Raw genomic sequence first — 21,194 nt, 5'->3', positions numbered from 1 at the left:
GAGGGCTGGATGATGGGAGGCCTGGATGATGGGAGGCCTGGATGATGGGAGGGCTAGATGATGGAGGTGGGCGGTTGGTTGGGTTACATTGTTTTGCCCGACATTGTTTTGCCACTCCCGCCTTCACGATGGATCCCTTGTGACACGCATCGCGACTTACTTTCTGTTGATCATCGGTCTGATCCCGCCCGCCGTCTCGACCGCTCAGCATCCCGACCCCAAACTTCATGCCCAGATTTCAACGCTGGTCGATGCGGCCATCCAAGACGGGGATCTGCCCGGCGCCGTGGTCTGCTTTGCCGATCGGAATCAGATCTGGTCTCTCCAGACGTTCGGTGACCGCCAAGTCGAACCAGACGCGTTGCCGATGACGACCGACACGGTGTTTGACCTCGCCTCGATCACCAAACCGGTGGCCACTGCGACGTCCATCGCGCTGTTGTCCCAGCGCGGAAAAATTGATCTCAACGCCCCGGTTTCCCAGTACCTGCCAGAATTCACGGGGCACAAAAAAGAAACCATCACCGTCGCGCAGTGTCTGTTGCACGTCAGCGGATTGACGCCGGACAACGCCTTGGCCGACTATCAAGACGGACCGGACACGGCGTGGCGGCGGATCTGTGAATTGAATTTGCGATCGGATCCGGGAACGAAGTTTGCCTACTCGGATGTCGGATTCATCGTGCTGGGAAAGCTGGTCGAAAAGGTCAGCGGTCAGCCGTTGGATGTGTTTGCCAAGGAGCACGTGTTCGGCGCCATCGGGATGGACGAGACCACCTTCAATCCGCCATCGCACTTGAAGGCGCGTGCAGCGCCGACGGAAAGACAATCCGACGGTTGGCTGCAAGGCGAAGTGCACGATCCGCGGGCTTCACGTTTGGGCGGCGTCGCCGGACATGCGGGGCTGTTTTCAACGGTGGACGATCTGGTCAAGTTCGGCCAAGAACTGCTGGCCGCCTCGCAGGGGGATTCATCGGTCATCGAGCAGGAAACGTTTGATCGGATGACCGCCCCGCACCCCGTTCCTGCCGACAACCCGCGCGGAACCCGGACGCTGGGTTGGGATCATCAGTCGCCTTATTCGAGCAACCGCGGCACGGGGTTGTCCGATCGCGCGTTTGGACACGGCGGTTTCACCGGCACCGTGCTGTGGATCGATCCTGAGAAAGATCTGATTTTCATCTTCCTCAGTTCGCGACTGCATCCCGACGGCAAGGGCAGCGTGAATCACTTGGCCGGCGAGATCGTCACGCTGGTCGCCGGCGGCTCCCGCTAACACGCGCCGGTCGCTGATCAGCATGTCGATCTAATCGGGATCTGCGGAGTCAATGGTGAGCCGCTGGCCGTAAGGCCTCGGGCGGGCGCCGAAATGCCCGGCCGCTTACGCGTCGCGGCTCACTAAATCAACAGACCGAGACGCGTCCCGCTGGGATGGCGTCACTTTCCCGCCGTGCTTTCCTGCAACCATTGCTGATAGACCGGCGAGGCGGCAAAGCGTTTGAAGTCTTCGACCGTCGCTAGGTCGGTGAACTCGTAGCCGTATTGATCGCGTAACGCCGCCAAATGGTGCAGCGTGGATTCATGATCATCGTTGGCCAGGGAAACGGTCAACGCAAAATCGTGGGCACCGGCCAACCCGATCGCGTCCACGTCCACCGTTTCGATCATTTTCTGAGCCGCTTCGGTCGCTCCGAAGGTGGCTCGCACGCCGGCAACCAAGGTCGTCAAATAGGGATCGCCGCCGGTCCACTTTTGGATCGAATCGTATGACTTCAGCAACAAGACTTCATCCTCCTTGATTCCCGCCGCGTCCAGTGTGATCAGCCCCAAGCAGGCGTCGTTGGGAAATCGATCGGAATACTCGTTGATCGCGTCGACGTAAATCTCGTAATCCCCTTCGGCCAGCGACATCACTCGAAACAGCATCGGCAGTTTCATCTGTTGAATCTTCGCGGGCAATTCGTCATAGATCTCAAGCGCCCGCTGATAGTTGCCTTGCTGGACCGCGGTCGACATCTCCTGTTGTTTGGTTAGGTTTTCCATCTCGGTCTTGGCCGTCCCCGATAATCGCGAGAGGACCGAATTCTGACTTTGAATGACGGCGGCGACGTTGGTGCGAAGCGAATCACCAAACGATTCACCGGTCATCGCGATGAAGAAATGCTCCCCCACGACCTTGCCGTTCTTGCGAGCCAGCTGGAAGTCGTGATAGTTGGTGCCGCCGTCTTCGGTCAACAACCGCATGACCACATGCTGCGTCTCGCCACGCTGCACCGAGCGGACCGGGCGGTACGATCCACCGTTTAGGGTACTTTGGTGAACCACGCCGACCAGATTCTTGACCGCTTGCGAGGCACCCTGATGAAAGCCCGATCGAAAGCGGGGATCCACATCAAATCCTTCCAGGGCGCGATCGAAAATCGAAGTCCAGTCGATCAATTGGGTCGCCTTGGCGGCATCATTTTGCTCAATCGCTAGTTGCCACTCCGCGGCGAATTGGTCGGCTTCGGCACGGCTGACATCGGACACAATCGAACTGTCATCCGTCGTGATCTCCTCCAGAGTCGTCGGCTGGGGGGCGGTGCTCGATTGCGTCGACGGCTTGCTGCATCCGGCAAACACGGCGAGCAGCAACATCAGGGCGATGATTCTTGACAGGTCTCTCTCGTGCACTGCCGGACTCCAAAAAAACGGAAGGTGGTTGATGAAGCTCACAGGATAACTGATTGCGACAGAGAGCGGTGGAGATCGAATCAGACCGATTGCGTGCTGACGCCTCCCGCTGGGATCGCCAAACGCCTCAGTTGTAGGGCAGCTCGTAAACGCTGTAGGTCTCGTTCTGCTGACCGTTGACCGGGTAGATCTTGACCAAGGGTAATCGTTTGGTCGCGACCCGGTTGTCGACGATCATGAATCGCACCCCGTACCGCTGGCGATACGCCCGCAGTTTCAAATAGCTGATCGGCACCCGAACGGAATTCAACGAGATCACGCCGGTTCGTTTGGGGAAAATGTCGTCAAACCGGTCTCTCCACTCGAGCAACGACTTGGCATCCTGTGGCACATCCTTCCAATTGGCAACCTCCGCGCGGGACGAATACCACTTGAACGTTTGCTGGTGTCGGGGCGTCAAAAAAATCTCGTCGCGAGGCATCGCGACACGTACCCAGTCACAGACGGCGACCCAGTCCGAATGCGAACGTTGCTGTCGCTCGGCATCGGCGTTCAAGTCCACCCCCAGCAGACGATGGCTGGTCGACGGTGGGATGCCGATTCGATTCCGCTGCCACGCCGATCCCAGAAACATTCCGGTCGCGACCAGAAGCACCAACAGGACGAGTCCACGCACGCGTGCAGCGGATTCCACCGATTTTCGCGACGCCAACAGCTGCATCAACCACAGCGCGAGCACCAGTGGCACGATCGCATCACTGAGCCGGAACCAATAGTAACGCAACAACTTCGCCGCCAAGTCCGGCATCACTGCCGGAAGCGCTCCGACAACTAAACCGCAGCCGGCGATCCCCAGGGCGCCGACGCCGATCCAAATCACCCTTCGTTGTGCGGTCGTCGGCCGGCCGAGGTAGGCCAACGCCAACAAACCGATCGCCAACACACCGTGACGGACGAACCAGTGCATCGGGAAATCACTCGGAAGCAGATGATGTCGGATCCGCATGTAGCTGTAGATCCTGGCCGCCTCCACGCTCTCCCCGGCCGTCGCACCGAGGGTCAAACTGATCGCCGGCAGCAAGCCGAACAACGAAAGGGCTCCGCCGATAAACAGCCCGACGCTGAAGAATCGAATCGGCGGCTGATCGGATCGCTTGAACCAGCGTTCGGTCACCACAAACGCAACCGTCGCGGCGATCACTGCCCAGCCGCCGGTCAGCACGTGAAACGCCGACGCGGCGCCAAACCAGATCCAGCCCCGCGCCCAGTTCCGTCGAGCGACCTCGGCGATACCCATCAACACCAGAGCATAGGCCGGCACCTTGGCTTCGATACCGCCGACGACCCACTCGCCGGCCAGGTTCCCGTGTTCGATCCCGACCAGCCACAGGACCGCGACGCCCAACGACGCGAAGGCGGGCAATCCGAAACTGCGACAACATCGCCGCAATCCGATTGCCAGCATCAGCCAGCCGAGCAGACGTCCGATCCAAGCCGTGGTCCCGAGCGAAACGAACTGGGTCAGCGCGCCGAACGTCCAGTAGAACGTCGTGTGTGCCTTCCCCGAAGCCGCGAACAGGTCGCGCGAGCAAAACGTGGGATCCCAAAAGTTCTTGGCCTTGACCAGATAATGGGCTTCATTGACCGCCGGCGGAGGATCACCGGCATAGATAAAAAACAACGCCAGCAGCGCAGCGACCTCTGCGACCGCGATCCAAACGGCGGGGCGAAGACTCCCTGGCATGTCGCTTGTTGATGTCTGGACGTTCAACCGTTCTAACCGTGTGTTCCTCGTGGGATAGGCTTCCAGCCTGTCATGGTCCATCGCCACTTACTTTGACGCCAAGCGGGGTGTTTTTGTTAGCGGTAGGGCGCGAGCCCTCCGGTCTTTCACGCTGAAACCGGACGGCTCGCGCCGTACCGCTAACACCTTCAGATGCAAACGAAGTGGCATTGGCGGTGAGCCGTTCGGTCTCACTGTGAGTTTAAAAAGTTGACAAAGCCTCACCGACACAACTCGATCGCGCGGTCGATCGCCGAACGCATGCTATTGGGACTCGCCGTTCCTTTCCAGGCAAGATCCATCGCGGTGCCGTGGTCGACGCTGGTCCGCACGATCGGCAACCCCAGCGTGATGTTGACGGCGTCGTCGAACGATAGCGCCTTCAGCGGAATCAATCCCTGGTCATGATACATGCAGATATGGACGTCGGTTTCCGCTCGCATTGCCGGCGTGAACGCGGTGTCGGGAGGGACCGGGCCGGTGATCCGCCAATCTCGATTTTCGGATTCGCATTCCTGTCGAACCCTTTCGATCGCCGGCTGGATCAAGGTGTCTTCTTCGCCGTGGCTCAATAATCCGTTTTCGCCGGCGTGGGGGTTGAGCCCCAGTACCGTGATTCGCGGCGGCCGGCTGAACCGTTTTTCCATCGCCGATCCGCCCAGCCGGATGGCGCGTGCGATCAGCGGAACGGTCAGCGTGGTGACCACGTCGGCCAGGGGAACGTGGATGGTCGCCAGCACCGTCGAACAGGCTTGGCCGGACAACATCATGCAAAATTCTTTCGTTTGCGTGCGATCGGCCAGCAATTCCGTGTGTCCCAAGTAGCCCGTCTCGGCGGCGTGCCAAGCTTCTTTCTGAATCGGGCCGGTCACGATGGCGTCGAAATGTCCGGCCAAGGTTTCTGCGATGGCCAGATCAACCGCGGAAAACGACGCCCGGCCCGTTTCTCGCGAAAATTTACCGGGCACAAACGACTCCGGCGGCACGTCACCGCAGTCGACCAGCCCCGACGGCGGAAAAGGCCCCGAACCGGCCAGTTGCTCGATCGTGGTCTGCGGGGGCAACTCCAGACCGCGCATCGCCGCTAGCTTTCCCAGGATCGCAGCCGGGCCGACTAGAATAGGATGACAGCGGCTGCGGACCGATGCTTCGGCCGCACAGACCAAAGCCAGTTCCGGCCCGACCCCCGCCGCGTCGCCCACGGTGATGGCCAGACGGGGTTTGTCGCGGTGGACGGACGGGACTCCGGGTGGCGACGGGTCGGACATTGGACTAGCGTTTTCCTGGGGAATTGGTTGAGATAGCGGGATCGCGTTCACCACGAGGACGTGGGATAGGCTTCCAGCCTGTCATTGTCGATTGTTAAATCGTCTGGTTGTCGAATTGTCTGGTTTGATAGGGGCGACGCCTATCCCACAAACGTTACTGAAAGGAATGGCAGGATTGGAATCTACACAGGTCGCGTTTTGGCGCACTGGCACCCCTCGCCCCGTTTCGGGGAGAGGGGCCGGGGGCTTAGGTTTACCCACATCTCGCGGACTCAATCCGCCTGCGGAGCAGGTTTTACCCCGAGAGGGGTTACAGCAGGTAGCCGGTGGTCGCCTTAGCGCACCACCGGAATCCCGAAATCGATGGCGGATTGACCCCGGACGGGGTCACAGCAATCAAACGCTGCGTCCCCTTGGGACGTCAGCCCTGGTGAGTGGTGTGAATACCAATGCCTATCAAGAGGGTGGAGTGAAAGATCGCACCACTTCGACGCGCAGGAGGCGATGCGTGCCGATCGCATTCATGTACCTCGCCGCGGTCGTGTTCTTGTTAATGCCGACCGCCCGCGCTGCGGACCCCGAACCGGCCGAAACCGCGCTGGTCATTTGTCCGTCCGACTTTCGCGAGCCGCTTGAAGCATGGATCGACTATCGCCGAGCGCAGGGCATCGAGGTGCGTGTGATCGATTCAAAATCGACCGCCGGCGAATTGTTAATGTCGATCCGTCGGAACGCTCTGCCAACCGATCGGTTTCTATTGCTGGTCGGTGACGCGCCGGTGATCGGTTCGGCGGCGGACACGCGCAAACAGGTGCCGATGCACTATGTCGCGACCACGGTCAGCGCCAAGTTCGGTAGCACGCCGACGATGGCGACCGACTATCCCTACAGCGACATCGATTCCGACGGCCGAGCCGATGTGTCGGTCGGACGACTGCCGGTCGATACCCCGGATCAATTGCGTGACTTGATTCGGCGGATCAAGGCTTATGAGGCCAGTCGCAATTTTTCGCTCTGGCGTCAGCGGGTTCAATTGGTCGGCGGGGTCGGCGGATTCGGCATGTTGGCTGATTCCGCGATCGAGTCGGTCACGCGAATGATGGTGACCGCTTCGCTACCGATTCCGGTTCGCACCAGTGTGACCTACGGCAGTCCCGGTCATCTGTTTTACCCTCGCAAGCGATTTACCGAGTCGGTGACCGAGCGTTACACCCAAGGCTGTCGGTTCTGGGTCTACGCCGGACACGGCATGATCGATCGGCTGGACAGCGTGCCCAGTGGTCCGACGGGCATCCCGGTGCTCGATGGTAATTCGATCGCTACGTTGAAATGTGATCCCGCCAACGCACCGATCGCAGTCCTGCTGTGCTGTTTCACCGGCGCCATCGACGCCGGCGTCGACAGTTTTGCCGAGCAGTTGCTGTTGCACGAGTGTGGTCCGATTGCGGTGATCGCCGGAAACCGAGTGACCATGCCGTACGGCAACGCTTCCTTGACACTGGGGTTGATTGATTCCATCTACGGCCAGGGCGCCGAGGACCTGCCACCGGCCGATCGACTCGGCAGCGCGTGGTTGGCTGCGATCCGGCGGATGGAATCGGAAGACGAATCGACGGAGAAAGGTCCGCTTCGAACGATGGTCGATGCCGTCGCCACACTGGTCAGTCCGGCGGGAACCAAACTGGCCGACGAGCGGAGCGAGCACGCGGCGCTGTACGGATTGCTGGGCGACCCGATGTTGAAACTTCATCCCCCCGCGGCCGTCGAAGTCGAGACGGCGACGGGCTTCGATTTCGGCGCGCCGATCGAAGTCACTGTGACCAGTCCGATTGACGGCGAGTGCGTGGTGATGCTCGATCATCCGCTGGGCGAGACCCGCAATACACGACCGGGCCAACCGAAACCGGATCCGAATGAGATCACCCTGGCCCGAGTCGCGGAACCGATTTCGGCGGGCCAGCCCAAGACATTTTCGATTCGCTTGGAAGAGCAACGAGCCGGACTGATCGCCATTCGGGTGCACGTCGCCGGCCGAGAAACCTGGGCCGCCGGAGGCGGAAAAACGATCGTCCGACCGGCGGGGTCTTAGCGATCGGCGCGCCCCAAGCGGATCCGATTTGTGCTTCAATCGTGTGGGAACTGACATCAGCCGCTTTGCGCAAGTGGCCCCGTATCCAAGCCGCCTGCAGAAATCGGGTAAGAAGATTTCGGGGGTAAGAAAATGATGAAATGCACCATCCATTCGATTCCGCAAATCTTCCTACCTCCAAAATCTTCCTACCTCCCAACTTGCCGCAACGTCCTGTCGCATCAACGGGAATCAGGAGCGGGATGGCAGAACGAGGCATGAAAACGCACGACCTCTGCCAGGGACAGATTCGTAAGATGTTTCGACACCAATATCCGATAAGCAGCCCATGAAAGTTATCTCGCTCAACTGCAATCATTGCGGTGCTCCGCTAGACGTTCCCGCCAAGGCTCGATTCGCGACCTGCGGGTTCTGCGAAGCGAAACTAGCGATCGAGCACGTCGGCAACAGCTATTCGACGACGGTCTTGGACGAACTAAAAGAAACAACCGATCGGATCGCCCGCGACGTGGCCGAAATCAAATCGTCCAGCGAGATCAAGGAATTGGACTCCCGTTGGCAGCAGGAGCGTCTGTCCCACATGGTGACCGGCAAGCATGGCCGTCAGAGTCTGCCGACCAAGACGGGAGCGGTCGCAGGCGGCGTGATGGTGGCCGTCTTCGGTCTGTTCTGGACCATCATGGCGGCCGGGATCACCGGTGCGGGATCTCGGATGGGAGCACCGGGTGTCTTCAGCATCTTTCCCCTGTTCGGAGTCCTGTTCATCGCCTTCGGCGTGTTCATGTCCTTTCAGGTGTACTCGCGCGCCGAATCGTACGAGCGGGCCAACAAAGAGTATCTCGATGAGCGACGAAAACTTGCCAGGGAAAACACCCGTCGCGACTGATCGTGGCGTAAGCTTCCAGCTTGCGACCCGGGAAGCGTAAGCTTCCCGCTTGAGGACCCAGCCGTGTATCCGCCGGAAGCTGACGCTTCCGGGGAGGCAAGCTGGAAGCTTACCCCACTTCTTGATCGCCAGATAGGCGATCATAACGCGAAACTCGTCGACCGACATCAACTCTTCCAGCCCATCGGGCGGGTTGTGCGTGTGCGATTCGATTTCTATTTCACCGCGAAATAGGTTCCGGCGAAACGATCACTCAGGCACTGATTGCCTCGAAGCAGGGGGACGACCACCATCGTTGCAGCTGCCAATACCAAACTGACAATGACGCCCATTTGGATCGAGAATTGACTCCAATACGCCGACGCTGAGCTGAACGTTAGTGCTGCGCCGCCGATGGCGATCGTCAACACCAGCATGCCGCTGAAAAACATGCGGATAAACACGCGTAGCCCCGACGCTCGTTTGCCGCGGCGGTTGACCAATACCAAACCGAACATTCGTATCAGTAGGCCGCCACGAAACAGCAGGCCGGTGAACAGGCTGGGGAACCAAATGAATTCCAGCCACGTGTAGGCGGGACCGAGCGCCGTCCAAAAGGAAAACGAGATTTGGACTTGATCACCGGGGTCTTCCAGCCAGTCTTGTCGCAACGCCTGATAAGCGTTGGTCGCCTCGCGGAGTTCGTCTGGGGTCGGTTGCTGTGAATCGATCGCCTGACCAATGGCTATGCGGTCGGCTGGCGTCAACCGCGTGATGGCATAGATCGAATTCATCGTGTCTTTATCCTCCAGTACGTGAGCGAATTTCCCGGCGACATAACGCTGCACAGCGACCACGCGATCGATCCGCTCCGCGGTCAATAATCGTTCTTCACGCGCCAGCACCTGTGCCACTTCATGAAGCTGGTCGATCTCGGGGTAACGATCTTTTTGACTTTCGTAAAGAGCCGCCGCGAACAGACCAAACATCACCGTCATCAACGGAAAGGCGAGTGAGATGGCGACCACGCCCAGAACACGGGACCGCAATTTCAGCGGACGATCCTGATCAACGGCGTTCAAGATCTGTGTCGCACAGGCAACCTCGTCGGCAGCTGCGACTTGAAGCATCGCATCGTGTTGGCCGAGCGACCACGAGTGACAGTTCGACGCCGGCCCATGGTCCGCACCGAGCCAAATCGCCGCGACTCGACGGATCAACGGTAGCGGTTCCGCAGGCTGCAGCGACGACTCGGGTACTTCGATGTCGTCGCCGGCATTGACCTCGGTACGATCCTCGGCCATTTCGAACGGCAACCGTTTGAGTTCGTCCAAGTCGGTGACCCACAGTTGTCGCAGCGTCGGCAGTTTGGCTACGTCAGATGTTGTGGCATGCTGCTCGCTTGAATCCGGCGTTTCTGGTGGCCTCGGCTGCTCCGTCAGCAATGGGACCAGACGTCGCATGATACGAATCGCTCGGGCACAGCTGACCGATTTCATCAGGCCGATGAGGGGCTGTCCGGTGGGGGCTTCGTAACAGTCCCAACACTCGGTTTCGCTACGGCGTCCACCCAGCCAACGGAGTGTCGTCTGGCTCGTCGAATTCCGTACCGCCGCGGGCACCATCGCGGTGCCAATGGGTTGCACATGCAGCCAAACTCGTCGCAACAGTCTGGCATCATAGCCAAGAATCAGTTGTTCGTTTTCACGTTCGAATAGGGTTTGCAATTGATGATAGGGTCCAATCGTTGCCGCGTTCGGATCGAAGTCAAATGAGTCACGCTCTGTCGCATCCTGGTCATGTTCGGCCGCGATCCGTTTTACGTCTGGCAACCGTTGCAGCACGCGCGTGGAGGTCATGCGATCGTGAATCGCTGCGTAACCGTTACACGAACGTGCAGTCACAAATAGGCCAAACTTGAGGATGAAGTAGGACCAACCCACCAGCAGGGTCGCAAACATGGCGGGGCCGAAGACAAACTCCGTCGAGTCACGTGAAACATAAACCAAGTTGAATAGCGTCGATGGAATAACGGGAACACCGAGATACAGAAACGCCCGGCCGATGGTTTGAGATACGGTCGGGCGGTCGCCTTCGGCCGTGACACGCAGGCCGAACAGTTTCTTACCGATCGTATATCCGTACTTCCATTCTGCGACCGCGTAGTAAGCGATCGTCAATCCGACTATCAACACTCCTAATGCGATCGCCCCCGAGCTTTGTGTCGGCCCAAAATCCCTTGCCAGGTCGCCTCGGTACTGGCTGATAAAACTGACCGGTGCCAGTACACACTGGCAGATCGCCGCGTCGACAATACCTGCCAGCGTCCGATCACCCAGTGAGGCTGCGACCGGGGACTCAGAACTGAAAGGTTTCAACGCCGCACGGAGCGCATCGTAGTTTTCAAATCGTTCGCCCTGGGGTTTTCGTAGACAGCGAGTGATCACGGCATCCAATTCCGCTGGAATCTCGCGACGAATCGTTGACGCCGAGGGTGCGGGCTTGTCGAGCACGGTCGCCAACAGATGGATCATGTTGTCGGCGTCAAACGGCACTTGACCGGTCAGCAAGTAGAACAGCGTGACGCCGACGGAATAGATGTCGCTGCGGCGATCGAGTGGTTCGCCGCGGAGTTGTTCGGGGGAAGCGAAGGCGGGCGTCCCCAGAAACGTGCCCTCGATCGTGACCTCTGACATCGAGTTGAGCTGGCCACCGGTGGTTGAAATCGACAAGCCAAAGTCGCCGACCTTGACCGTTCCATCAGCGGCAACGAAGCAGTTGGAGGGTTTGACGTCACGGTGCAGCACTCCGCGCTCATCGGCCGCTGCAAGGCCATCGATGATTTGGATCACGGCATCAACGGCACTGCGGATCGACATCGGTCCCAACCGTTTGACGTGCTGGGCGAGAGTTCCACCGTCGACCAATTCCATCGAGATCGTCGGAACGCCATCGATTTCTTCGGTGCCGTAGACGTAGACGCTGTTGGGGTGATTGATCGAAGCGGCGAGCCGGCCTTCGCGCAGGAATCGTGCGCGTGCTTCGGGCTGGTCGAGCGATTGGGCCAACACCTTGAGCGCCACGCGCCGGGAGGTCGGCACGTGCTCGGCTTCATAAACCACGCCCATCCCGCCGCGTCCGAGTCGGCGCACGATCCGATAGTCTCCCATCCGAGCACCGGGATCCAGGTCGGCAAACGGGGTGGTCGCGCCGACCGATTGCATGGAATCGAAGTGCTTGTCGCTAGCCAGCGAACGCGTTTCGGATAAAAATCGGCTTGCCAGCTCCGAATCGGATGGCTCCAGCACCCCGCGCATCAGGCACGCCGGGCACATCGGCTGGCCCGTTGTCGGAGTAAGCGGACCGCCACAGGTTGGGCATCGTGCAGTTGAATTCATCGATTTTTCCGTTACGTCGTGTTGTTCATCATGGGGTAACGGAACGATGACGGGTGGTTACAAGAAAACTGGAAAAAGAATCTTTCAGCGGGCTCAGCCCCCCAACGCCTGAAACAACTGACGAATTTCATCTTCGATTTGTTCCGGGGACTCGACGGTCGAAGCAATCTCCGACTCCAACTGTCGACGATATCTCTTTCGCAATCGATGCACGGCAACTTTGACATTGGTCGGCGAGATCCCCAGCGATTTCGCGACCAAAGCGTAAGGTTTTCGTTCCCCGTCAGTCGAGAGATAGGGGCGAAGTTCTGAAAACAACGCCGCGTTGCCGTCTCGCTCGTATTCTGTCTCAACCGTTTCCAGGGCCGCGCTCAATGCGGCGATGGCCCATTGACGATGGTATTCGTCTTCGGGCCGGCCGCCATCAGCGATCCGGTGGGGTCGTTTCCCATCCGCGTTTCGCAGTTCCAAACTCAGAAGTTTGTTGCCGCCTCCGCGACGCAGTGCGGTGGATTTTGCATATTCGTTGGCGAGGAAGTTCTCAAGCGAAGTGAGTAGAAAGGTGCGAAACCGGCCGCGGTCTTGGTCTGCCGCGGCAAACACGTCTTTCTCCACCACGCGGACGAAGAAGGCTTGGACCAAGTCCTCCGCATCGGACTCGCCGTATCCTCGACGTCGAATGAACGCGAACAAGGGAAACCAATAACGACGGCAAAGCTGCTCCATCGCATCACGGGCTAGCTTGGAATCTTCCTGTCCCGCCGAAACGACCACGCTCCACCGCGTCGTTTCAAAACTCGGTTGGTTCAATGGATCCTTCATGACGACCCCGTCGTGCGAATCAGTTCAAATTTAAATCGATGGTTGACGTCGAATAGTCGCCTGACCGAAAGCAACACGACCGAGACGGTTCCCAGGGCGGTTGCGCCGGCGATCAGAAACATGATCACGATCTGGTAGCGGACCGCCTGAGCCGGATCCATGCCCGAGATCACTTGGCCGGTCATCATCCCCGGCAAACTGACCACGCCGACGACCATCATCGAGTTGACGATCGGGATCATCCCCGTCCGCACCGCTTCGCGGATCGGTTCCCCCGCCGCTTCCCAACGCGTCGCGCCGAGCGCGATCAATGTTTCGACTTGCCCGCGGGAGCGAACGAGTGTTTCGGTCAACGTGCTCAGGCCGACCGAGATCCCGTTGAGCGTGTTGCCGAGCACCATGCCCAATAGCGGAATCGCATACTGCGGTTCGTACCACTTCGGCAAATCCTGAAAGACGAACAGCAATACGTATCCGGTCAAGATCCATGCACACGACCATACCGAAGTGATGGCGATCAGGCGGATGCCGGGAAACTTGCGTTTGCTACGATCGGCGGCGGAAAAGCCGGCGATGAGCGTCATCACTGCCGCGATCGCCAGGACGACGTACCAACGGTCCACTCGAAACACCCACGACAACACGACGCCGACCAGCGAGAGCTGCACGACGGTGCGAACACTCGCGATCGCCAGCGTCTTTTCCAATCGCAACCGCAACACGATCGAAACGACGCCGTTGATGACGATCAAGATCGCCGCCAAACAGACTTGCAGGTTGGTTAATTCGATGTACGGCGACATAAAAGGTTTTGGGTCACTCGGTCGTTTGACGGCGTTGGATTTGGCCGGAGTGCATGGTGATCAAAGAATCGCAAACGCGATCGGCCTGACTGGGATCATGCGAGACCCAAATGTAGGCTCGCCGGTCGGGTGCGTCGCCATACCAACGCATCACGATCGATTCGACGTGTCGCGCCGATTGCCGATCCAGCGCCGACGTGGGTTCGTCCAGCAACAACACGCGGGGTGACAACTGAATGGCGCGCAACAAGGCAACGATTTGTGCTTCGCCGCCGGAGAGTTGTTCGTGATGTTGGTCCAGGAACGCAGCGTCGCGGGCGACCGTTGCCAATTGATCAACGATCCAGTCACGATCAAAATGACGACCGCGATGAGCTTTCAATTGAAACGGCTGACGCAAGACGGTTTCCACCGTCCCTTCGAAGGCGGCGGCGCGCTGATGCACATAGATGACTTGGCTGCGATAGATCGTCGCCTGGTCGTTCGCCACCGACGTCTGCTGCCAGAGCAAATCGCCCGAGTCGACCGGTTCCAACAACGCCAGAATTCGCAGCAACAACGACTTTCCGCTGCCGGTCGGGCCGACCAGCCCGAGACGCGCCCCGGCGGTCAAATCCAGCGTGACGTCGTCGAGCAACGTTTTGCCGGCGATCCGCCGTGACAGGTTTACCGCTTGTAGCAGGACGTCGGGGTTCACGGGCGTTTGACTCGAGGCTGAATCGTGATGGGGGTGGTATCAAGGTGGCGTAAGCTTCCAGCTTGCGACGACCGGGCGATCCGAGCTGTCAGATGCCGCCCCCACCCATACAAACAGACGCCTCGCAAAGGCATTGGAATCGCCTCGCCTTATCATAGCCAGCTTTGGCCCGCCAAAAGAGCGGGTCATCAACATTCGTCCATCAAGCCGATGGCACCGACCGCCAAAGTTTTTCCTTGCATCTGATTTGTCGACGTGGGAGGATTCCCGCTGGGACTGGCCGTCCCCTTCTGTCACTCTTCTCGATCCCCAGGTGTTTAGATGCGTGTTCTTCCGGCGACGTTGGCGGCGTTGTTGTTTGTTTTCTCTAGCTCGATCGTGTGGTCGCAGTCGGCGGATCCGTTTGGCGCTTCATCGGGCCAGCCGGCAGACCCGTTTGCACCACAGCCGGGCACCCGACCGGCAAAGCCGCAGAAAGCGGCACCGCCCAAGAGTGTTCGCGGGGCCGTGTTACAGAAAGCGAAACAGGCGCTGGCCGAAGGCCGCAAACCCCAGTCGCCCAAGACGCGGATGCACAACGAAGCGGAGCAGCGGATCAACGCGGCATTGAGCGATGAAACATCGATCACGTTCATTGAAACGCCCCTGCAAGAAGCACTGCAAACACTCTCGGCGCAGCACAATATCCCGATCGTGATCGACCTACGGGCACTTGAGGAAATTGGACTCGACGCCGGTGTGGGCGTCACCATTGATCTTAAGAACGTGACGCTCCGAGCGGCATTGCGGCTGATGCTCCGCGACCTGGATTTGACCTACATGATCAAGGACGAAGTGATGCAGATCACGACGGTCGAGGCGGCAGAGGACAACCTGGTTCTGGCGATGTATGTGCTGCCGGAGAATCTGGCTGCCAAAGCAGACCAAGTGATCAAAGTCATGACTTCCACCGTCGTTCCCGATACCTGGGAAACGCTTGGAGGGAACTCCACCGCGCTGGCGATCGATCATGTTTTGGTGATTTCCACGACCAGTGATGTCCATGACCAATCGGAAAAATTCCTAACCATGCTGATCGACAAATACGGCAAGTAGTCGTTGCGTCGTCCAACTGTGCCACGATTCATGCGCGGTCGCGTCGTCGTCTTTGTCGCCCTGTTGCTGCTCTCGTGGATCGTGATGACGCTCACGCACGAGATGGGACATCTGATCGGTGGCTGGGCCAGTGGTGCCACGCTCGTCGACGCCGACCTGGCGCCTTGGCGGATGCCGTACAGTTTGCACGGACCCGATCCGCATCCCTTGGTCACGCTTTGGTGCGGTCCTCTTTTCGGCGTGCTGTTCCCACTGGCGATCGCCGCCGTGATTCGCCGGCCGTCGGCGTGGCTGGTCGCCGACTTCTGCCTGCTGGCCAACGGCCTCTATCTTGCACTCGCCTGGCTCTCCGGCGACCGGTTCCTCGACACACCACGACTGCTCGACGCCGGCGCCCACCCGGTAACGATCGCCGTGTTTTGTTTGCTGACGATTTCGATCGGGTATGTGCGGTTTCGTCGGGGCTGTCTGCGGAGTTTGAAAGCAGGGGGAAACGGGTGATCGATTCAGCCTTGGAGTTGGCGGGGAGCGAGGATGAGTTAGAGATTTGAGATTTGCTGACTCTAATGGAATCTATCGATGCAGGCGGTAGGCAATGCGGTGCATGATGGTCACTCGGTAACATGTGACTGAGGAAAACCCACGGATAGCAGCGCGAACCCACGGATCTCGGGCAGCCTGGAATCCGTGGGTTCGCGCTGCTATCCGCGGGCTGATTCTGCATTGATATTCCAGCCAACTCACTCAACTTGCTTGCAGGGCTCCGGCTTGGAACGCAAGGTTGGTAGGAGGCGAGCGGCCTCCATTACAGTGTGTTCCCAGGCTGAGCCTGGGAACAAGGGAAATTCGGCAGTGCGAACTGATTTCAGATTCCAGTCCTCGCCGGATCGGAATGAGGCAGCGGAATTGGCAGGGGTGATGGTGGAGTGGACGATGCAGTCGGGATTTCGTGGTGCGGGCGATGTGGCGAACCAAATCCGGCGTGCAACGCTCTGGTTCAGCAATCACGTCGCCGAAGACTCTGTGAGGGGTTCGGCAACAGAGCTGCTCCGTTACATTGACGTTGCCCGGGGATCGGAGGGATTCCCGTGACGACTTGAGATTTGAGATTTTGCGCAAGCCGCGACACCTTGATTGACCTTATGAAACACTCGCTTTCGACATTCGGAAACCGCTTGGCCCTGGATTCGGGGATCGGCGAATTGATGCAGGACCTGGGCGAAACGCTGGCCTCGGGCGACGAGAATCTGTGCATGCTTGGGGGCGGTCAGCCGGCTCACATTCCCGAGGTCGACGAGCGTTGGCTGGAACGTTTCCGGGAGCTTGCCGAGGATCCGAAGCAGGTCGCCAGCGTGCTCGGGGACTACCAACCGCCCGGGGGCGACGCGGCTTTTCGCGATTCGGTCGCCAAGCTGTTCGAGCGAGAATTCGGCTGGCCGATCACCGCAAAGAATGTTTGCATCACCGCCGGCGGCCAGACCGCGTTTTTTCTGTTGCTCAACGCCTTGGCGGGATCCTTTGATGACGGGACACGGCGCAAGGTGCTGCTTCCGATCGTCCCCGAATACATCGGGTACGCCGATCTGGCGACTTCGAGCGATTTGTATCACGCCCTGCATCCGAAAATCGAAAAAATCGGCGACCACGAGTTCAAGTACGCGATCGATTTCGATGCCGTGAAAATCGACGATTCGATCGCCGCGATCTGTCTTTCTCGGCCGACCAACCCATCCTCCAACGTCGTCTCCGATGCGGAACTGGAACATTTGGCCCAACTGGCTGAGGAAAACGACATTCCGCTGATCGTCGACAACGCCTACGGCGATCCGTTTCCGGGCGTCATCTTCACCGACAGCACGCCGATCTGGAAACCATCGATGGTGCTGACCTACAGCCTTTCCAAACTGGGGCTGCCCGGGACCCGAACGGGGATCGTGATTGCGAACAAGGAACGGATCCAGTGGATGATGTCGATGAACGCGATCTCTTCGTTGGCCAACAACAACATCGGGCAAGCGATCATACGGCCGATGATTGACAGCGGTGAAATCATGTCGCTCAGCCATGATGTGATCCGTCCGTTTTACGAGGAGAGGTCACGTCAGACGCGAGGCTGGTTGACCGAAGCCCTCGATGACTCGGTGCCGTATCGGATTCATCGCAGCGAAGGCGCGTTCTTTCTCTGGTTGTGGTTGGAAAGGCTGCCGATTTCTTCGGCCGAACTTTATCAGCGGCTGAAACAACGAGGCGTCATGGTGATCTCGGGCCACTACTTTTTCTTCGGGCTCAAAGACAAGGATTGGCCACACCGAGACGAATGCCTGAGGATCAGCTTCACGACGTCCGAACCCGTGCTGAGACGCGGAATCCAGATTTTGGCCGATGAGATCAATCGGCTGTATGCGACGTAAAACGGTCGGCGGTCGCGTGGTCGCGAAACTCGGCAAGCGTTTCGGTCGGCGGCGTCGTGTATTCTAGGCGGTAGCTGTCTGTCTGATTCGATCGCTCGTCCGACAAGAATTCCAATGAAGCTGCTCGCGCTGCTCTTCACACTGATCCTGGTCTTTCCGACGCTTGCCGGCGGTTCCGGTCCCCAACCCGGTGATTTGTACCGGGAGTTCGCGGTGCACAACGGTGGTGATCGTGATTGGCGCGTCACGGACAAACGAGCGGTGGAAAAGTTTGAACGCGCGCAAGCCCATCTGCCCAACTCACGCGTTGAAATTCGAATCGATGATTTGGAACACGCGATTCGGGCCGAGGCGACACTGGATCGCTGGGGCGGCCATCGCGGCACGGTCAACAAGCGGATCCGGTTCAACGACAACCAATGGATCCTGGTCCCCGAATTGACGGGGCTGCCCGATGGCATCCGGCCCGAGCAGGTGTTCTTTCAAGACAATCCGACGGTCGACGTGCCGCTCCAGGACTTGCGTGAAGGCGTCAACGTCTTTGATGCCGATTGCGATGAAGACGGAGGGTTCGGCTGGGGACAGTGGGGCCTTTATTCGATGGTCGTTCGGATCTATTACGACCAAGAAGCCAAAGGCGAAAACCATCGGATTGCTGGTCAAATCACGAGCCCACAAGGGGGCCAGACGCTGGGCGAGAATCCGCACATCGAAGTGCACGCCGACGCGGCCATGGGCGTCGGACGGATCGACGTATTGGCGTCGTACGAAGGCTACGATGAAGATGGCGACGGCGATTTCGGCGGCTATCACGAAAGCCATTTCCAACTCGTTCGTGGTCAGCCCAATGAGATTCGTGATCACGTCGGCACGCTTTGGAAACAGCCCTATCGCTTGAAATGGAAAACCGGTTGGGTGCCAGATCAAGCACCGGGAACAATTTCGCTCGTCGCTCGAATCCAGGATTCTCGCGGCTACTGGTCGGTCACCGAGCCGGTCGAACAGTTATCGTTGCATCGGCCTGATCACAGCGTCCAACTGTTCGCGGCCGCAGGCGTACCAGAAGACTTCGGGGTCCGAGCCGGAAAAACGAAGTCGTGCACGTTCGTGATTCCCGACTCGGCCCCGATCCATGCATCAACCGAAGCCGTGCTGCACCTGCGGACTTGGCACGGCTGGGACGGGCACCACGAACCGATTCGCATCAACGATCACCCGCTGCCCGTCGGCGGCAAGAATCATTTCTATGACTATGACATCGTGGCGTTTCCGCCGAGTGTTTTGAAGCACGGCGTCAATACCTTCACGATCCATAGCGAGACGGAACACCACATGTTGGAGGTGCTTTGGCCGGGACCGGCGATCGCCGTGCGGATGCCCAGAGCTGAAGTCGTCATTGACGACGGACAGTACGAGCAACGCGATCATTTTGTGATCGACACCCCAAGTGCGACGTATTGGCTGGACAAGCGATCGGGCGGTCTGTCGCGTTTGATCGATCGAGACGGCAACGATTGGATCGGATTCAAGAAAGAACCTTGGGATCGCTATCCGGCCTCGGCGGCATCGTCCTTTCGTGGATTGCCGAATCTGTTGTTCCAGGGGGATGAAGGTGGATTTGGGCATCCCGGTTGGGATCGTGGGACCAGCACACAAGTTGACCAGCGGACCATTGAAACGACGAGTCAAACCGGCACCTGGCGGCTTCGATGGACGTTTCACGCCACACACGCGGATCTGCAGGTACTGACCGATGATCCGAAGCGTCCGTTCTGGTTTCTCTACGAAGGCCCGATCGCGGGACGCTGGGCTCCCCAGTCACAGTACTTTGCGACCGATGTGACACCGCCGACGCGGACGCCACGCGACTACTTTACCGGCGACAAACTCTTTGGCCGATTCCGCTGGGCATACCTGGGTGACGTTCAAACACCACGTGTCCTTGCGCTGGTCCATCGAACGCCCGACGATGCCCTCGACACGTTCGCCCATTTGGGCAACTCCGATCAGGGGCTGGAAGCATCGGACGGAATGGTCGTGTTCGGATTCGGACGCGGGAACAAGGGAATCCAACCGTTGCTCAAGGGTGCTCAATCGTTTCGGATCGGTCTGATAGAATCTGGCGGACAAACCGACAGCGAGTATGAAGCACTCCGGAAGCGACTCGAGTCCTGGTAACTTCACCCTCTTCTGTCACTCGTTTCAGACCGCCGAAATCAACCATGCCGCTGCATCCACAAGCCAAAGCTTTTGTCGATACCCTGGCTGAAGACGACCGTCCGAGCTGGGAAGAACTGGGCGTCGAAAAGGCACGTGAAGTTTTTTTAACGTTTGAAGAGCTGTGTGGCGACGCGCCCGAGTTGGCTCGCGTCGAAGACCATACGATGCCGTGTGGGCTGCGACTGCGGCTCTACAGCGATCAGTCGACGGCGGTGCCCGTCACGATGTTTTTTCATGGCGGCGGATGGGTGCTCGGCAACCTGGACACACACGACGCATTCTGCCGTCGACTGGCCGACGCGTCGGGATGCGCGGTTGTCGCGGTGGATTATGGATTGTCACCGGAGAATGTCTTTCCGGGCCCGATCGACGATTGCTATCGGGCGACCGAATACGTCGTGCAAAACGCGTCTCGATTGAACGTGGATGCGTCACGCTTGGCCGTCGCCGGCGACAGCGCCGGAGGCCACCTGGCCGCGTCGGTGGCGATCAGGTCGCGCGACTGGGCTGATTTTCCGATCGCGCTGCAAGTGTTGTTGTATCCGGTGATCGAACCCAATTTCGAAACCTCATCCTATCGCGAATTTGCTGATGGTTTCGGATTGACTCGCGACAACATGCGATGGTTCTGGAGCCAGTTTTTGGGCGGGCAAGCGGGGGCTTCCGAAGCGGCGCCCAGCCATGCCGCCTCGCATGAGAACCTGCCCCCGGCGTTGGTCATCACGGCCGAATATGATGTGTTGCGCGATGAAGGCAACCGGTACGCACAACTGTTGCAACGCAGCGGCGTCGAGGCGCAACACCAACAGCACGACGGCATGCTTCACGCGTTTTTGCACTTCGCCGGAATCTTTGACACCGGGATGGAAGTCGGACAGCAAGTGGCGGCGGAGATCGGACGCCGTTTGCGATGAGTCGATTCAATCGGTCGTCCGAAATCAACGCGATCAGGTCGGCCCGACGCGTAAGCGAGTGCGGCACCAAAGGGCGGGTTTTGTGGGCGATATTGGGCGCAGGACTCATACCGCTCAATCGACAAGGTTTTGACCAGCGCAGGGCCCGTAGGCTCG

At 59.0% G+C, this 21,194-nt stretch carries 15 protein-coding genes; 8 read left to right on the top strand and 7 right to left on the bottom strand.

All coding sequences use genetic code 11. From position 1 onward, the window contains the following. The first annotated feature begins 139 nt into the window (after positions 1-139). Complete coding sequence (locus NZK35_RS08230; protein WP_259632054.1) at positions 140-1,276, top strand: serine hydrolase domain-containing protein; 1,137 nt, start codon at positions 140-142, stop codon at positions 1,274-1,276. A gap of 161 nt (positions 1,277-1,437) precedes the next feature. On the opposite strand, the gene NZK35_RS08225 is transcribed toward NZK35_RS08230, so the two are convergent. From NZK35_RS08225 to pdxA, 3 genes are all read right to left on the bottom strand, one after another. Next, positions 1,438-2,673 carry a hypothetical protein gene (locus tag NZK35_RS08225; RefSeq protein WP_259632053.1) on the bottom strand — a complete coding sequence of 412 codons (1,236 nt, stop codon included), beginning with the start codon at positions 2,671-2,673 and terminating at the stop codon, positions 1,438-1,440. A gap of 127 nt (positions 2,674-2,800) precedes the next feature. Then, positions 2,801-4,417: a DUF6798 domain-containing protein gene (locus tag NZK35_RS08220; protein WP_259632052.1), complete on the bottom strand. Its 1,617-nt coding sequence runs from the start codon at positions 4,415-4,417 to the stop codon at positions 2,801-2,803. Positions 4,418-4,677: 260 nt separating this feature from the next. After that, positions 4,678-5,724 carry a 4-hydroxythreonine-4-phosphate dehydrogenase PdxA gene (gene pdxA / locus NZK35_RS08215; protein ID WP_259632051.1) on the bottom strand — a complete coding sequence of 349 codons (1,047 nt, stop codon included), beginning with the start codon at positions 5,722-5,724 and terminating at the stop codon, positions 4,678-4,680. Positions 5,725-6,232: 508 nt separating this feature from the next. Between pdxA and NZK35_RS08210 the strand changes: the two genes are divergently transcribed. Next, on the top strand, positions 6,233-7,813 hold the full coding sequence (locus tag NZK35_RS08210; RefSeq protein ID WP_259632050.1) for a C25 family cysteine peptidase: 1,581 nt from the start codon (positions 6,233-6,235) through the stop codon (positions 7,811-7,813). A 328-nt stretch (positions 7,814-8,141) separates the two neighbouring features. Then, positions 8,142-8,699, top strand: coding sequence for a hypothetical protein (locus NZK35_RS08205; protein ID WP_259632049.1), 558 nt, complete (start codon positions 8,142-8,144; stop codon positions 8,697-8,699). 215 nt (positions 8,700-8,914) lie between these two features. Here NZK35_RS08205 and NZK35_RS08200 read toward each other — a convergent pair whose 3' ends face one another. From NZK35_RS08200 to NZK35_RS08185, 4 genes are all read right to left on the bottom strand, one after another. Next, a complete protein-coding gene (locus NZK35_RS08200; RefSeq protein ID WP_259632048.1) occupies positions 8,915-12,076 on the bottom strand; it encodes a protein kinase domain-containing protein in 3,162 nt (1,053 codons plus the stop codon). Between the two features lie 93 nt (positions 12,077-12,169). Continuing rightward, positions 12,170-12,898 (bottom strand): RNA polymerase sigma factor, encoded by a 729-nt coding sequence (locus NZK35_RS08195; RefSeq protein WP_259632047.1) that lies wholly within the window; start codon positions 12,896-12,898, stop codon positions 12,170-12,172. Next, complete coding sequence (locus tag NZK35_RS08190; protein ID WP_259632046.1) at positions 12,895-13,701, bottom strand: ABC transporter permease; 807 nt, start codon at positions 13,699-13,701, stop codon at positions 12,895-12,897. The genes NZK35_RS08195 and NZK35_RS08190 overlap by 4 nt, the downstream gene beginning before the upstream one ends. Before the next feature lie 13 nt (positions 13,702-13,714). Further along, entirely contained in the window at positions 13,715-14,398 is a 684-nt protein-coding gene (locus NZK35_RS08185) for an ABC transporter ATP-binding protein (RefSeq protein WP_259632045.1), read from the bottom strand. A gap of 321 nt (positions 14,399-14,719) precedes the next feature. Here NZK35_RS08185 and NZK35_RS08180 point away from each other — a divergent pair, with 321 nt between their 5' ends. The 5 genes from NZK35_RS08180 to NZK35_RS08160 all read left to right on the top strand — a co-directional run bounded on the left by NZK35_RS08180 (position 14,720) and on the right by NZK35_RS08160 (position 21,038). Next, complete coding sequence (locus NZK35_RS08180; protein ID WP_259632044.1) at positions 14,720-15,493, top strand: hypothetical protein; 774 nt, start codon at positions 14,720-14,722, stop codon at positions 15,491-15,493. Positions 15,494-15,523: 30 nt separating this feature from the next. Beyond that, entirely contained in the window at positions 15,524-15,994 is a 471-nt protein-coding gene (locus NZK35_RS08175; protein WP_259632043.1) for a hypothetical protein, read from the top strand. Between the two features lie 641 nt (positions 15,995-16,635). Beyond that, positions 16,636-17,904, top strand: a complete 1,269-nt coding sequence (locus tag NZK35_RS08170) for a valine--pyruvate transaminase (RefSeq protein WP_259632042.1) — start codon at positions 16,636-16,638, stop codon at positions 17,902-17,904. A gap of 114 nt (positions 17,905-18,018) precedes the next feature. Next, positions 18,019-20,082, top strand: coding sequence for a hypothetical protein (locus NZK35_RS08165; protein ID WP_259632041.1), 2,064 nt, complete (start codon positions 18,019-18,021; stop codon positions 20,080-20,082). A gap of 44 nt (positions 20,083-20,126) precedes the next feature. Continuing rightward, the gene (locus NZK35_RS08160) at positions 20,127-21,038 is read left to right on the top strand and encodes an alpha/beta hydrolase (RefSeq protein ID WP_259632040.1); all 912 of its coding nucleotides are present in this window, start codon (positions 20,127-20,129) and stop codon (positions 21,036-21,038) included. Positions 21,039-21,194: the final 156 nt, after the last annotated feature.

This window comes from Stieleria sedimenti (assembly GCF_025060895.1).
GTDB classification, from domain to species: Bacteria; Planctomycetota; Planctomycetia; order Pirellulales; family Pirellulaceae; genus Stieleria; species Stieleria sedimenti.
Note: the sequence above shows the minus strand (reverse complement) of the source record. Positions and strands in the feature narration are given on the sequence as shown.